Genomic DNA, 12,411 nt, shown 5'->3' with positions numbered 1-12,411 from the left:
GCCGACTCTCAAGGCGCGCGGGGGCTCGATGTGGAGCTGAGGCAGGGCCAGCGCAATCACGCGACCAGCGCCTGCGGCCTGATGGCGAGGACGCCCCTTGCGCCGACGCTCCGAGTCTCTAACACTCCGCCGCGCATGAAGGATTGACGACAGCGTGTCGGACGCCGCCGGACCCATCCCCGAGATCGATCCAGAGCGCGAGGCCGCGACCAAGCAGCAGGTGCTGGCGGCGGCGGAGCGGCTGTTTGCGCTGCATGGATTCCAGAACGTCTCGGTGCGCGACATCACCGCCGAGGCGGGCGTCAACCTCGCCAGCGTGAACTACCATTTCGGCTCCAAGGACGCCCTGCTGTTCGAGATCTTCCGCCGCCGCACCGGCGAGTTGAACCGCGAGCGGGCGCGCATGCTCCACGAGGCCTCCGACCGCCATGGCGGCAGCCCGCCGGTGCGCGAGATCCTGGAGGCCCTGTTCGCCCCGCCCCTGCGCTGGGCCGACCCGGCCAACGACCGGCGGATCAGCGTGCAGTTCATCATCCGCGCCCGCTCCGAGGGCACCGCGGAGATGCGCGAGGCGCTGCAGAACGACGTCTCCCACCTGGCGCGTTTCGCCGAGGCCCTGAAGAAGGCCCGCCCCGACCTGCCGGCCGAGACCGTCTACTGGCGGCTGCACTTCGTGTTGGGCATGGTCCACAACAACCGCTTCGTGGAGTTCGACCGGCTGCACCACCTGTCGGGCGGCCTGACCCGCGAGGGCGACGTGGCCGGCCTGCTGGGCCGCATGCTCGACTTCGCCGAGGCCGGCTTCAACGCGGCCTAACGCGATTTCCGCAACAGCTCCGCGGCGCTCTGTCCGGTCGTGGGCGTCGCATTGGCGCTCTGCGCGAGCCGCCAGCCCGAGGCGCCCTTCCGCCAGACCAGGGAGAAGCGGACCATGACCGGCGGGCGCCCGGCCAGGGTGAAGGGCGCATCGAACGTCATCGCGCTGAGCGCCGCATCGCCGACCACGGCGAGATGCTCGATCTCGCCGATCCGCGCCTGGCCGCCCCAAAGCTTCTGGTCGTTGGCCAGCATTTCGGAGACGCCCTCCCGGCCCTGGGCCACCTCCGCCACGTCGCCGCCGAAGGCCGTTATCCCCGGCTCAACCATCGCCATGACGGCGGCTTCGTCGCCGCGGGCATAGGCGTCGAGGAAGGCGCGGGTCCTGTCGGTCAGGCTGTCGCCTGCGGCCTGCGCGGCCCCGGCGCAGGCGGCCGCCGCCACGATCGTGAAAATGAATCTGCGCAGCATGATCCGTCCCCCGTCCCTGGGCCACGATCGCGGTCGCGACAGAACGCGGCAAGTTACATCGCCGAAAGGTTGCGGCCCGCAACCTGGCGTCGCCGAGCGGCGAGGCCTACGGCTTGGCCGGGAGGGCCGCGTGCATCGCGGTCAGCGCGGCCTGGCAATCCTCGTGCTCGCGCGCCGACCAGGCCTGGGTCTCCGGCCCGTCGCGGGCGTCGGAATAGGCGATCGCCACCGCCTTGGCCTTGACGCATCGGTCCAGCGGATTGGCGGCCTTCTGGTAGCCGGCGACGGCGTCCCTGATCCGCAGGCTGTCGATCAGCCTGGCCTGGGCGTCGGCAACCTGCCCGCAGCCCGCGCACAACAGCCCCACGCCCAGGATCGCCGCACCCCGCATCGCCCGCCCCCATAGCCGTCGCAAGCTGGGCTATGGACCCGCGGCGGTTGTGTGACCCAATCGTGGCGGTCCGTGGCCATCGCGCCGGGCCGCGATAGGGCCTAGGGTCGGGGCATGGCTGCCCCCCTGTGTCCCAACTGCAAGGCCGAGATCTACAAGGTGAGGCCGGTGCGGATCGCCTCCGACCCGGACTCGCTGGCCTGGAAGGGCCGCGTGCCCACGGTGGTCGGCTTCATCTGCTCCGACTGCGGCGTGCTGCTGCCGGTCAGCCCGACCGGCGAGCGCGACGACGCCTGAGGAACCGCTGGCCGCACGGTCTGCGCAACGTCACGTCGCCGTCGCTCTGCTGACAACAGGCTGTCAGCAGGCGCGGGCCACAGTGCCGCTCCCTCTTCGACGCGGAGCGTCCCCATGATCACCCTGTCCGCCTTCGGCCCCCTTTGGGGCGCGCCCGATCCCAGCCCCTTCGTCATCAAGACCGAAGTGCAACTGAAAATGGCCGGCCTGCCCTACAGGACGTTCAAGGCGCGCCCCACGGAAGGCCCCAAGGGGAAGGTGCCGTTCATCGAGGACGGCGGGATCCGGATCGGCGACTCGACCTTCATCCGCGACCATATCGAGGAGAAGCACGGCCTGGACCTCGACGCGGGGCTCTCGCCGCGCCAGCGCGCGCTGGCCTGGGCGGTCGAGCGGGTTGTGGAGGACCACCTCTACTGGGGCATCGTCTATTTCCGCTGGGCGGTGCCGGAGAACTTCGACAAGGGTCCCGCGATCTTCTTCGCCGGCGCCCCGGAAGAGGTGCGCGAGGCCGCGCGTGACAACATGGCCGCCGTGCTGCGCGGCCAGGGCTTCGGACGGCACCTGCTGGAGGAAGTGGGCGACCTCGCCACCCGCTCGGTGGCCGCCCTGGCGGAGATCGTGGGCGAGGGGCCCTACCTGTCGGGCGAGCTGATCTGCGGCGCCGACGCGACCCTGTTCGCGGGCCTCGCCGCGGCGCTCGCGCCACACTTCGACACCCCGGTGCGCGACGCGATCCTCGAGCGCCCGAACCTGGTGGCCTATCACGCCCGGATGCTGGCGCGCTTCTATCCCGAGATGGCCCAGGCCGAGTCGGCCACGGCCTGACGCCTTCGGGCGCGGGAACCGGCGGCGCGCCCGGCGGTTCCGGATGCCATGGCCCGCCTCAGCATCCGCCACGAGACGCTCTACACCTATGAGCGGCCCGTCCGGTTCGCCCCGCACCGCCTGCTGGTGCGGCCGCGCGACAGTCACGCTACCCGGGTGCTGGACGCCCACCTGACGCTGTCGCCGCCGGGCCAGACGCGCTGGCTCTACGACGCCCTGGGCAATTCGGTCTGCTGCTTCACGCCGGGCGGCGAGAGCCGGGCGCTGTCGATCGTCAGCGAACTGGTCATCGAGCGGTTTCCCGCCTCCCTGACCCGCCGCGACGTGGCCGACCCGCAGACCGTGACGCCGATCTACTATTCCCCCGCCGACCGCGCCGTGCTGGCGCCGTTCATCGACCCGGTGAGCGAGGACCGCGAAGGCCGCCTGCTGGCCTGGTTGCGCGACCAGGTGGGCAGTCCGCGCGAGCCGGCGCTGGAATTCCTGCTGCGCATGAACCGCACGATCCGCGCGAGCTTCGACTATTCGGCCCGCGACCAGGGCGCGGCCCAGGAGCCCGGACACACCGTGACCGTCGGGTCCGGAACCTGCCGGGACTTCGCCTGGCTGATGGTCGAGGCGCTGCGGCGGCTGGGCTATGCCGCCCGTTTCGTCACCGGCTACCTCTATTCGCCCAAGGCCGCGGCCTCGGCCGTGCGCGGCGCCGGCGCCACCCACGCCTGGTGCGAGGTGTTCCTGCCGGAGCTGGGCTGGACCGAATTCGACCCGACCAACGCCCTGGCCGAAAGCCCGGCCCTGATCCCGGTGGCCGTCACCCGGACCCCGACCGAGGCCGCCCCGGTCTCCGGCGCCATCTACGGCGACGGCGGCAAGGCCGAGCTTCGGGTTCACGTAGACGTGCGTCCGGCCGAGTCGATTCCGGCCGCGGCCTGAGGCAAGGTTTCGAAGGCCGGGGGGCAATAAGAAGACGCAAGGGAGATGCGACCATGACGCACGGCTTCCAGCAACAGGACCCCGGGTTGAACTTCAGCTTCCCCAAGTCCGCGCCCTCGCCGCAGCACGGCGGCAAGGCCGACCGCAAGGGCGCCCAGCCGGCGAAACCCGCGCGCTCGTTCGAGCCGCGACCGGGCCACTGACCGCCCTGCCGGCCGGGCGTTTTGGCCCCCTGCGGCAAATCGGCGGCATCCCTAGCGCATCCTTAAGGGTTCGGGCTTCGTAATCCCCGCGACCCGGCGCCCCGGCGCCGCGGTTGCGATGTCCGCTGCGAGGTTCCCGATGCCCGAGGTTTCAGCCCTGTCCCGCCGCACGATCCTGGCCGGCGGGCTCCTGTTGCCGCTGGCGCCCGGGCTGGTCCACGCCGCGAACCGCAACCTCACCTTCGCGGTGTTCCGCAACGGGACCCGGATCGGCGAACATCAGGTCAGCTTCTCCGGCGACGGCGCGACGCTGACCGCCACCACCGACGCGGTCATGGTCGTCAAGCTGGGCCCGGTGCCGGTGTTCAAGTACCACCACCACGCCGTCGAGAGGCGCACCGACGGGGCCTTCGCCTCGCTGGAGACCGCCACCACCACCAACGGCAAGGACGAGCGCGTGGCCGCCGAGCGGACCGGCGGCGGCGTGCGCATCGACTGCTCCTACGGCAAGACCACCCTCGCCGCCGAGGCCAATCCGATGACCCACTGGAACCCGCAGATCTTCGGCGGGCCGCCGCTGTTCAATCCGCAGACCGGCAAGATCCTGAAGGTCCGCACCGCCAAGGTGACCCCCGGCCACGTCACCATCCGCGGCGAGGCCGAGATCGACGACTTCTACGACGACGCCGGCGCCTGGCAGTCGCTGACCGGCAAGCTCGACGACGGCTCCAAGGTGGAATACCGCCGCGTTTGACGGAGCTTTTGTAGGCAGGTCAGACTCTGATAGACCAGGATCATTGAATTTCTCCCTTTTGCTGAAGGACGCCGTAGCCGGCTGTCTGTTGGTCGGATCCCCGCGGCGTGGGCCATTTGGACGCCAAGATTGAACCTGCCGATCCGGCCGCCGCCACCGATCTCGCCGCGCGCGAGGCGGCCTATGAGAAGTTCGTCTGGGACAACCTGAAGCGGAACTACCTGGGCAACTATCTGCACGGCATGCTCGGGATGACCGGCTTTCGCCTGGTCAACACACCCACCTTCCTGCCGGCCTACCTGCACATGATCTCCGGCTCCAACGCCATCGTGGGCCTGGGCCTGGCGTTGCAGCAGGTGGGCGGCGTGATCTCGCCGATCTTCGGCGCCAGCCGCATCGAGCACCGCACCAAGGTGATGCCCGCGGCCATGTGGATGGGCGGCCTGGCGCGCATGGCCGTGCTCGGCATCGCGCTCTCGGGCTGGCTGCTCAAGGGCAATGCGCTGGTCGGGTCGATCCTCGGGTTCATGCTGATGTTCGGCATCTTCATGGGCGCGCAGCGGGTGGTGTTCTCCCTGCTGATGGCCAAGGTGATCCCCATCAGCCGGCGCGGCCGGTTGCAGGCCTGGCGCAACTTCACCGGCAGCCTGATCGCGGCAGGCATGGCCTCGCTCGCCGGAACCTACTTCATCGGGCCGAACCTGTTCGGCAACGGCTACGGCACGACCTTCGTCTTCGCCTTCATCCTGACGAGCCTCGGCCTCTCGGCCCTGCAAATGCTGCTGAGGGAGCCGGAGCCGCCCACCACGCGCACCCAGGCCAAGTTCCGCGACCGGCTGCGGGAGTTTCCCCGCCTGATCACCGAGGACCGCGCCTACGCCTGGTTTCTGGTGGTTCAGATGCTGTCGAGTTCGGCCCGCATCGCGACGCCGTTCTACATCCTTTACGTCGGGACGTCGGTGCACATGACCGGCAAGCTGCTGGGAGCCCTGTCGTTCGCCTACATCGGCGCCGACGCGCTATCCAACCTGATCTGGGGCTATCTGGGCGACAAGACCGGCTTTCGCCTGGTGCTGCTGTTCTCGCTGGCGGCTTGGGCGGCCTCGACGGTGCTGTTGCTGGAGGTCCACACGACCTGGGCCATCTTCCTGGCCTTCTTCGGCCTGGGCGCGGGGCAGGCCGGCTACATGATGGCGGCGCAGACCATGATCCTGGAGTTCGGCGCGCGCGACGACCTGCCCATGCGCATCGCCGTCTCCGCCACGGCCGAGAGCATCACCGCCACGCTCGCGCCCCTGATCGGCGGCCAGGTCGCCGACCTGTTCGGCTACAGCACGGTCTTCGGCCTGTCGCTCGGCGTCCTGGCCGCGGGCCTGCTCGTGCTGATCGGCATGGTCAAGGAGCCCCGCACGGCCCGGCTGGCCGCCCTCTAGGCGGCGGGTGATCCACGTCCCCACCGCGACCTGGGCGCACACGGCCTTCGACCTGGCCGCCTGGGCCGGCGGCCTTGGCCTCTCCGCCCTCCTCTACCGCTGGCGGCTGCGGGAGCTGACCCAGGACGTGGCGCGCAAGGTGGACGGCGGCTATTTCGCCGCCCTGACAGCGGGCGCCATCCCGGGCGCCTGGCTGGCCGGTTCGCTGAACACCCTGCGGGGCGCCCACCCGGCCCTATCGCACAGCGTCGTGGGCGCCCTGGTGGGCGCGATCGTGGCGGTGGAGATCTACAAGCGCCTGCGCGGCGTCACCGGCTCGACCGGCGGGGTCTTTGTGGGTTCCTTCTCGCTCGGCGTGGTGATCGGCCGCTTCGGCTGCTTCTTCGCCGGCCTCCCCGACGGGACCTACGGGACCCCGACGCGCCTGCCCTGGGCCGTCGACCTGGGCGACGGGGTCGGCCGCCATCCCGTGGCGCTCTACGAGAGCGCGGCCATGGCCGTCTTTCTGGCGGCCTATCTGCTGGGCCTTCAGCGCTGCAGCCCCTGGGCGATGCGGCGCGGCTTCTACGCCATGTGCGTCTGGTACGGCCTGCAGCGTTTCGCCTGGGAGTTCCTGAAGCCCTATCCGACGCTGATCGGGCCGTTTAACCTGTTCCATATCCTGTGCGGGGGACTGGTCGCCTATGGATGGCTTTACTGGCTCGGCGACCAGCGTCGCGAGCGCGCCGCGCAAGGTCGCGCCCTACCTGTTCCAGGGGCAGACCACGAGCCTGTGCGAGACCTGCCTTAGCCTGGTTCCGGCCAAGATCATCTCCGAAGGCTCGGACGTCTTCTACCTGAAGCGCTGCCGCGAGCATGGGGTGCAGAAGACCCTGATCAGCGACGACCTCGCCTACTGGAAGGCCCAGAAGGACTGGCTGAAGCCTGGCGACCGGCCGCTGTCCGTTCAGACCCGCACCGAGCACGGCTGCCCCTACGACTGCGGCCTCTGCCCCGACCACGAGCAGCATTCCTGCCTCGCCATCGTCGAGGTGAACGAGGCCTGCAACCTCTCCTGCCCGGTCTGCTTCGCCGATAGTTCGGTGAAGCGCGCAGCGCACCGGCCGCTGGCCGAGATCGAGGCGATGCTGGACGTGCTGGTGGCTTCGGAGGGCGAGCCGGACCTGGTGCAGATCTCCGGCGGCGAGCCCACCCTCCACCCGCAGTTCTTCGAGATCCTCGACGCCGCCCGGGCCCGGCCGATCCGCCACCTGATGATCAACACCAACGGCCTGAGGATCGCCCGCGAGCCCGGCTTCGCTGCGCGTCTGGCGGCCTACATGCCGCGGTTCGAGGTCTATCTGCAGTTCGACAGCCTGAGGCGCGACGCGCTCATGGAGCTGCGCGGCGCCGACCTGACGGCGATCCGTCAGCAGGCGCTGGAGGCCCTGGAGGCCCACAACATCTCCACCACTCTGGTGGTGACGCTGAAAAAGGGCGTCAACGACGGCGAGATCGCCGAGATCGTGCGCCACGCTCTGCAATGGCGCTGCGTGCGCGGGATCACCTTCCAGCCGATCCAGGACGCCGGCCGCAACGACGGCTTCGATCCCAAGGCCCACCGCATGGTCCTGACCGAGGTCCGCCGCAAAATCGCCGAGGCCGGCGTCTTCGCCCTGGAAGACCTGATCCCCCTGCCCTGCAACCCCGACCAGATCTGCATCGGCTATGGGCTGCGCAACGGGGCCGAGGTGCAGCCGATCACCGCCATGTTGCCGCGCGAGCTGTTCGTGGCCGCCGCCCCGAACACCGTGACTTTCGAGGCCTATCCGGAGCTGCAGAAGGCGGTCTTCGACCTGCTCTCGCTCGCCACCGCCCAGGCCGACACCACAGACAAGCTCGCCGGACTGCTCTGCTGCCTGCCCGAGGCCGTGGTCCCGCAGGCGGTGGCCTATGAGAACACCTTCCGCGTGGTGATTTCCCAGTTCCTCGACCGGTTCAATTTCGATCTGGGGACCGTGAAGCGCTCCTGCGTGCACTTCGTCGAGCCCGACGGGCGGATCATCCCCTTCGACACCTACAACACCTTCTATCGGCCCGGCGCGGCCGGCGAAGGGGCTTTGAAGCGGGGGAAAGGGCGATGAGCCGGCAGAAGGTCAATGCGCTTGTCGTGATGACGGTCGGCGTCCTGATCATGACGCTCTGCGGCACGTGCACCTTCAATGTCATGCAGCATCCCGCCGGACTCGCGAGCTTCGCGATCGTCATTGGCGGCGGCTGCGTGATCGTCGGGCTGGTATTCCTGATATGGGGCTTTCGCCTGTGGCGCGGTCTTGGGCCGCCCTCCGGCGGCGAGGACCCGCAGTGAGCGAGCTCCGCCGCGACGACGCGGTCGTCCGCTTCTTCGCCAACGCCTTCATCGCCATCGGCTGGCTGATGCTGACGCTCGGCGGGCTCTGCACCGTAGTGATCGGAGTGCTGTCCGTGGTCGGCGTCGGCGATAGCGGCGGCCACGCCAGCCTCGAAGACTGGAGCCTGCCGGCCGGCATGCTGGCGTCCGGCGGCGCGAGCCTGTGGATCGGGCGGAGGATCAAGCGGGGCTTGACCAAGGGCCCGAGCCCCAAGCTGAACGACATCGATGACTGACGAGACGCCCGGTCCGATCGCGAGGTTTTTCGGCGCCGCGCCGCGGGATCCCTAAGCCGCCGCCTTCTGCTCCGCCGCCAGGCTGATCCGCGCCTTGGCCATTTCGGTGGCCACCTGGTCGGTGGGCCGGTGGTCGGCCTTGGAGCGGTCGAGCACTTCGCCCAGCGTCTCCATCAGCCGCGCTAGCTTCATCTCGACCCAGGCCGGGTCGAAGGCTTCGCCCCGGTCGAGGGCGCGGATCTCGCCGGCCACGTTGATGATGCCGCCGCCGTTGATCACATAGTCCGGCAGGTAGAGCATGCCGCGGTCATAGACGGCGCGGCCGGTCTCCGGGTCGGAGAGCTGGTTGTTGGCGCCGCCGGCGATCACCTTGGCCTTCAGGCGTGGCAGGGTGTCGGGATTGATCGCGCCGCCGAGCGCGCAGGGGGCGAAGACCTCGGCCTCAGCATCGAAGATGGCGGCGGGCGGGACGATCCGGGCGCCGGTGCGCTCGGCGACCTGGCGCAGGGCATCCTCGTTGACGTCGGTGATGATCAGCCTGGCGCCGGCGGCATGCAGCTTGTCGGCCAGGTAGGCGCCCACGTGGCCCACGCCCTGGATCGCCACGGTGACGCCCGCCAGGTCGCGGCCGAGCGCGCGCTGGACGCCGAGCGTGACGCCCCGGAACACGCCCTCGGCGGTGACCGGGCTGGGGTCCCCCGAAGCGGCGGCGTGGCCGGTCAGGCCGGCGACATAGCGGGTGGTCTTGCGCGCATGCATCAGGTCGGCGGGCGAGACGCCGACATCCTCGGCCGTCCAGTACCTGCCGCCCACGTCCTCGACCGCGCGCCCGAAGGCTTCGAACAGGGCCGGCGACTTCATGGTGCGGCTGTCGCCGATGATCACGGCCTTGCCGCCGCCCAGCTCCAGGTCGGCCATGGCGTTCTTGTAGGACATGGCGCGCGACAGCTTGAGCGCGTCCTCCAGCGCCGCCTCGGCGCTGGCGAAGGGCCACATGCGGCAGCCGCCGGCGGCCGGCCCGCGGGCCGTGGAATGCACGGCGATAATGCATTTCAGGCCGGTTTTTTCGTCAAAGAACGAATGGACGCCTTCGTGGCCCTCGAAGGCGGGGGAATCGAACAAGGTCATGCCGCGTACATCACTGATGCTGGGGAAGGATTTGCGGGCAAGCCTCTACGCCGGACCGGTTAACGGGACAACCCGCTTTAGGACCCGGCCGAGGCCTGGACCTGGCCGTTCGCCGCGGTGGGCGCCGTGGGGATCTTGGGCGCGCCAGAGGGCAAGGGCGCGCGCGGATCGCGGATGAAGCTCAGGATATCCTTCCACACCATCGGGCCTTCGCGGTCGCGCATCATCAGGTGCCAGCCGTGGGCGTAGTAGGCCGAACGGTCGGTGGGCTTGAGCTGGGCCGCCGCCCTGAAGGCCGCGTTCTTGGGGATGATCTGGTCGTGGGCGCCGTAGAGGTAGAGGGTCGGAAGCTTCGCCTTGCCGACCTCGTCGGCGGCCCTGTCCATGGTCGAGACCAGGCCATAGAGGGTGTCGGACCGCGCGCCCCAGATCATCAGGGGGTCGCGGCCCATGGCGATCAGCTCGTCGCGGTTGTCGGACGGGCTGACCTTGGAGGTGAGCCAGCTGGGCGGGGTGTAGACCTTGGGGCCGGTGAAGTTGGCCGCCAGCCACAGAAGGGTCTTGTTGGGCAGCGGCTGTTCGCGCCAGCCCCAGACGGCGGGCGACAGCAGCACCAGCCGGTCGGCGGTCGGCGGCCGGTCGGAGGCGAAGGCTTCCGCCGCCACCGCCCCGCCCAGACTCTCGCCGGCCACCACGATCAGGGCCTGCGGGTACTTGGCGCGGGCCAGCGCGGCCACGGTGCGCAGGTCCTCGACCATGAGCTCGTCACCCGCCCAGACCCCGCGGCCCGGCGAGCGGCCGAAGCCGCGCTGGTCATAGGCGATGGTGGTCACCCCCTGCTCGGCCCACCAGGGCGCGGCCATGTGGAAGGCGTTGGCGTAGTCGTTCATGCCGTGGACGCCGACGATCACCGCCCAGGGATCGCCGGTGGCGGCGTCCCACTCCGACAGGCCAAGCTTGGCGCCGTCGAAACTGACGATCGCGTCGCGTTCGAGGTGCGCGCCGGAAAAACCCAACGGCGGCTGGCCGGCCCGCTGCACCATCAGCGGGGTGCAGGCGGTGAGCATCGCGGCGGCGAGGAAGACGGAGAGGAAACGCATCATCGAGACGCGATCCTAGCTGACGCCGGCGCGTTCGCGAGCGCGGCGGATCGTCCGTGTCCTCACGCGGCGAGTTGCGCCTTCTCCTGGGCGATCAGCTTGGCGAAGGACGGTCGGGCCCCGATCGCGGCCACATAGGCCGCCGCCTTCGGATGGGCGCCGCAATCGACCGAGCAGTCGGCGAGGCTCATGGTCAGCAGCGGGCTCACCACGGCGATATCGGCCAGGGTGAAACGATCCTCGACCAGATAGCCGGAGGCCGGGATCACGGTCTCCAGATAGTCCATCAATTTCGGAAACTCGATCTTCTGGGCCTCGTCGGCCGCGGCCAGGTCGCCGGGGCGCCCGAAGAACCGCGGGGAGACCACGCGATTGAAGAAGATCTTGCCGCCACAGGCCGCCACGATGGTGTCGCCGAACTCTTCGTACCAGATCGTCCGGGCGCGGGCCTTGGCCTCGGTCGGGATCAGGTTCGGCTGCGGCTTGATCGTGTCCAGATAGGTGATGATCGCGGTGGAATCCGAGATCAGGAAGTCGCCGTCCTTGAACCCCGGCATCTTGCCGAACGGGCTAGCCTCCTTGAATTCCGGAGGACCGCCTTGGCCGCCGGCCATGACGAGTTCGAAGTCGATTCCCTTCTCGGTGGCGAAGACCGCGGTCTTGCGAACGTAGGGCGACATCGTGGACCCGTAGATGATCATGGCGCGTCTCCTTCTTCCGATTCCGGCGCGGATTCCGGCGCCGCGGGATCGCCGGGCATCGGCAGCCTCAGGCGATAAACGCCCTTGAAATCGCCCGGATCGGCCGGCTTGTTGTGGCGCAGGATCACCAGTTTACCTTGCCTGGCAAGGCCTCTGGCCACCGCCCGGACATGCCCCAGCAGGCGGCGCCAGCCCTCGGGGTCGACCGCGCGGGCCACCTCCTCGGGCGACACCGACTTGCCGGGCGCGACCTTGGCGCTCAGCAGGTCGAAGATGGCGGTCTCGACGTCAGCCGACATCAACCGCCCCGCTTCAGGGTCTCGCGGGCGATGACCACCTGCTGGATCTGGCTGGTCCCCTCGTAGATGCGGAAGATCCGCACGTCGCGGTAGAGGCGCTCGATCCCGTGGTCGGCGACATAGCCCGCGCCGCCGAAGATCTGCACCGCCCGGTCGGCGACGCGGCCGACCATCTCGGAGGCGAAGTACTTGGCGGCCGCGGCTTCCATGGTCACCGGCTGGCCGGCGTCGCGCCTGCGCGCCGTCTCCAGGGTCAGCGCCTTGGCGGCCAGGCTCTCGGTCTTGGAGTCGGCGATCATCCCCTGCAGCAATTGGAAGTTCGACAGCGCTTGGCCGAACTGCTTGCGCTCGCCCATGTAGGCCACGCAGTCCTTGATCAGCCGCTCGGCGACGCCGACGCAGACCGCCGAGATGTGCAGCCGCCCGCGGTCC

The 12,411-nt window shown here is 69.6% G+C and carries 18 protein-coding genes; 11 read left to right on the top strand and 7 right to left on the bottom strand.

The features are described 5' to 3' along the window. The first annotated feature begins 154 nt into the window (after positions 1-154). On the top strand, positions 155-817 hold the full coding sequence (locus VNW53_RS04315) for a TetR/AcrR family transcriptional regulator (protein WP_325553856.1): 663 nt from the start codon (positions 155-157) through the stop codon (positions 815-817). On the opposite strand, the gene VNW53_RS04310 is transcribed toward VNW53_RS04315, so the two are convergent. After that, positions 814-1,287, bottom strand: a complete 474-nt coding sequence (locus VNW53_RS04310; RefSeq protein ID WP_325553855.1) for a nuclear transport factor 2 family protein — start codon at positions 1,285-1,287, stop codon at positions 814-816. The genes VNW53_RS04315 and VNW53_RS04310 overlap by 4 nt on opposite strands. Positions 1,288-1,393: 106 nt before the next feature. Then, complete coding sequence (locus VNW53_RS04305; protein ID WP_325553854.1) at positions 1,394-1,678, bottom strand: hypothetical protein; 285 nt, start codon at positions 1,676-1,678, stop codon at positions 1,394-1,396. 114 nt (positions 1,679-1,792) lie between these two features. Here VNW53_RS04305 and VNW53_RS04300 point away from each other — a divergent pair, with 114 nt between their 5' ends. From VNW53_RS04300 to VNW53_RS04255, 10 genes are all read left to right on the top strand, one after another. Then, on the top strand, positions 1,793-1,975 hold the full coding sequence (locus tag VNW53_RS04300) for a hypothetical protein (protein WP_325553853.1): 183 nt from the start codon (positions 1,793-1,795) through the stop codon (positions 1,973-1,975). Between the two features lie 114 nt (positions 1,976-2,089). Continuing rightward, on the top strand, positions 2,090-2,803 hold the full coding sequence (locus tag VNW53_RS04295) for a glutathione S-transferase family protein (protein WP_325553852.1): 714 nt from the start codon (positions 2,090-2,092) through the stop codon (positions 2,801-2,803). Positions 2,804-2,851: 48 nt separating this feature from the next. Next, complete coding sequence (locus VNW53_RS04290) at positions 2,852-3,736, top strand: transglutaminase family protein (RefSeq protein ID WP_325553851.1); 885 nt, start codon at positions 2,852-2,854, stop codon at positions 3,734-3,736. A 53-nt stretch (positions 3,737-3,789) separates the two neighbouring features. Next, complete coding sequence (locus tag VNW53_RS04285) at positions 3,790-3,939, top strand: hypothetical protein (protein ID WP_325553850.1); 150 nt, start codon at positions 3,790-3,792, stop codon at positions 3,937-3,939. A 139-nt stretch (positions 3,940-4,078) separates the two neighbouring features. Then, the gene (locus VNW53_RS04280) at positions 4,079-4,693 is read left to right on the top strand and encodes a DUF6134 family protein (protein WP_325553849.1); all 615 of its coding nucleotides are present in this window, start codon (positions 4,079-4,081) and stop codon (positions 4,691-4,693) included. A 116-nt stretch (positions 4,694-4,809) separates the two neighbouring features. Continuing rightward, on the top strand, positions 4,810-6,126 hold the full coding sequence (locus VNW53_RS04275) for an MFS transporter (RefSeq protein ID WP_325553848.1): 1,317 nt from the start codon (positions 4,810-4,812) through the stop codon (positions 6,124-6,126). A gap of 7 nt (positions 6,127-6,133) precedes the next feature. Further along, a complete protein-coding gene (locus VNW53_RS04270; protein WP_325553847.1) occupies positions 6,134-6,916 on the top strand; it encodes a prolipoprotein diacylglyceryl transferase family protein in 783 nt (260 codons plus the stop codon). Further along, positions 6,810-8,249, top strand: coding sequence for a radical SAM protein (locus VNW53_RS04265; protein ID WP_325553846.1), 1,440 nt, complete (start codon positions 6,810-6,812; stop codon positions 8,247-8,249). Before VNW53_RS04270 ends, VNW53_RS04265 begins: the two co-directional genes overlap by 107 nt. Continuing rightward, a complete protein-coding gene (locus tag VNW53_RS04260) occupies positions 8,246-8,473 on the top strand; it encodes a hypothetical protein (protein ID WP_325553845.1) in 228 nt (75 codons plus the stop codon). The genes VNW53_RS04265 and VNW53_RS04260 overlap by 4 nt, the downstream gene beginning before the upstream one ends. Beyond that, entirely contained in the window at positions 8,470-8,751 is a 282-nt protein-coding gene (locus VNW53_RS04255) for a hypothetical protein (RefSeq protein ID WP_325553844.1), read from the top strand. Before VNW53_RS04260 ends, VNW53_RS04255 begins: the two co-directional genes overlap by 4 nt. Positions 8,752-8,802: 51 nt before the next feature. On the opposite strand, the gene VNW53_RS04250 is transcribed toward VNW53_RS04255, so the two are convergent. The 5 genes from VNW53_RS04250 to VNW53_RS04230 all read right to left on the bottom strand — a co-directional run. Then, complete coding sequence (locus tag VNW53_RS04250; RefSeq protein WP_325553843.1) at positions 8,803-9,879, bottom strand: Glu/Leu/Phe/Val dehydrogenase; 1,077 nt, start codon at positions 9,877-9,879, stop codon at positions 8,803-8,805. Positions 9,880-9,956: 77 nt separating this feature from the next. Continuing rightward, the gene (locus VNW53_RS04245; RefSeq protein WP_325553842.1) at positions 9,957-10,982 is read right to left on the bottom strand and encodes an alpha/beta fold hydrolase; all 1,026 of its coding nucleotides are present in this window, start codon (positions 10,980-10,982) and stop codon (positions 9,957-9,959) included. Between the two features lie 59 nt (positions 10,983-11,041). Then, positions 11,042-11,680 (bottom strand): glutathione S-transferase family protein, encoded by a 639-nt coding sequence (locus VNW53_RS04240; protein WP_325553841.1) that lies wholly within the window; start codon positions 11,678-11,680, stop codon positions 11,042-11,044. Next, on the bottom strand, positions 11,677-11,979 hold the full coding sequence (locus tag VNW53_RS04235; RefSeq protein ID WP_325553839.1) for a DUF3253 domain-containing protein: 303 nt from the start codon (positions 11,977-11,979) through the stop codon (positions 11,677-11,679). The genes VNW53_RS04240 and VNW53_RS04235 overlap by 4 nt, the downstream gene beginning before the upstream one ends. Further along, on the bottom strand, positions 11,979-12,411 hold a 433-nt coding region (locus VNW53_RS04230; protein WP_325553837.1), incomplete at its 5' end, for an acyl-CoA dehydrogenase family protein. The genes VNW53_RS04235 and VNW53_RS04230, both read right to left, overlap by 1 nt.

Source organism: Phenylobacterium sp., from assembly GCF_035569475.1.
Taxonomy (GTDB): Bacteria; Pseudomonadota; Alphaproteobacteria; order Caulobacterales; family Caulobacteraceae; genus Phenylobacterium.
This window is presented reverse-complemented; position numbering and strand designations above follow the sequence as displayed.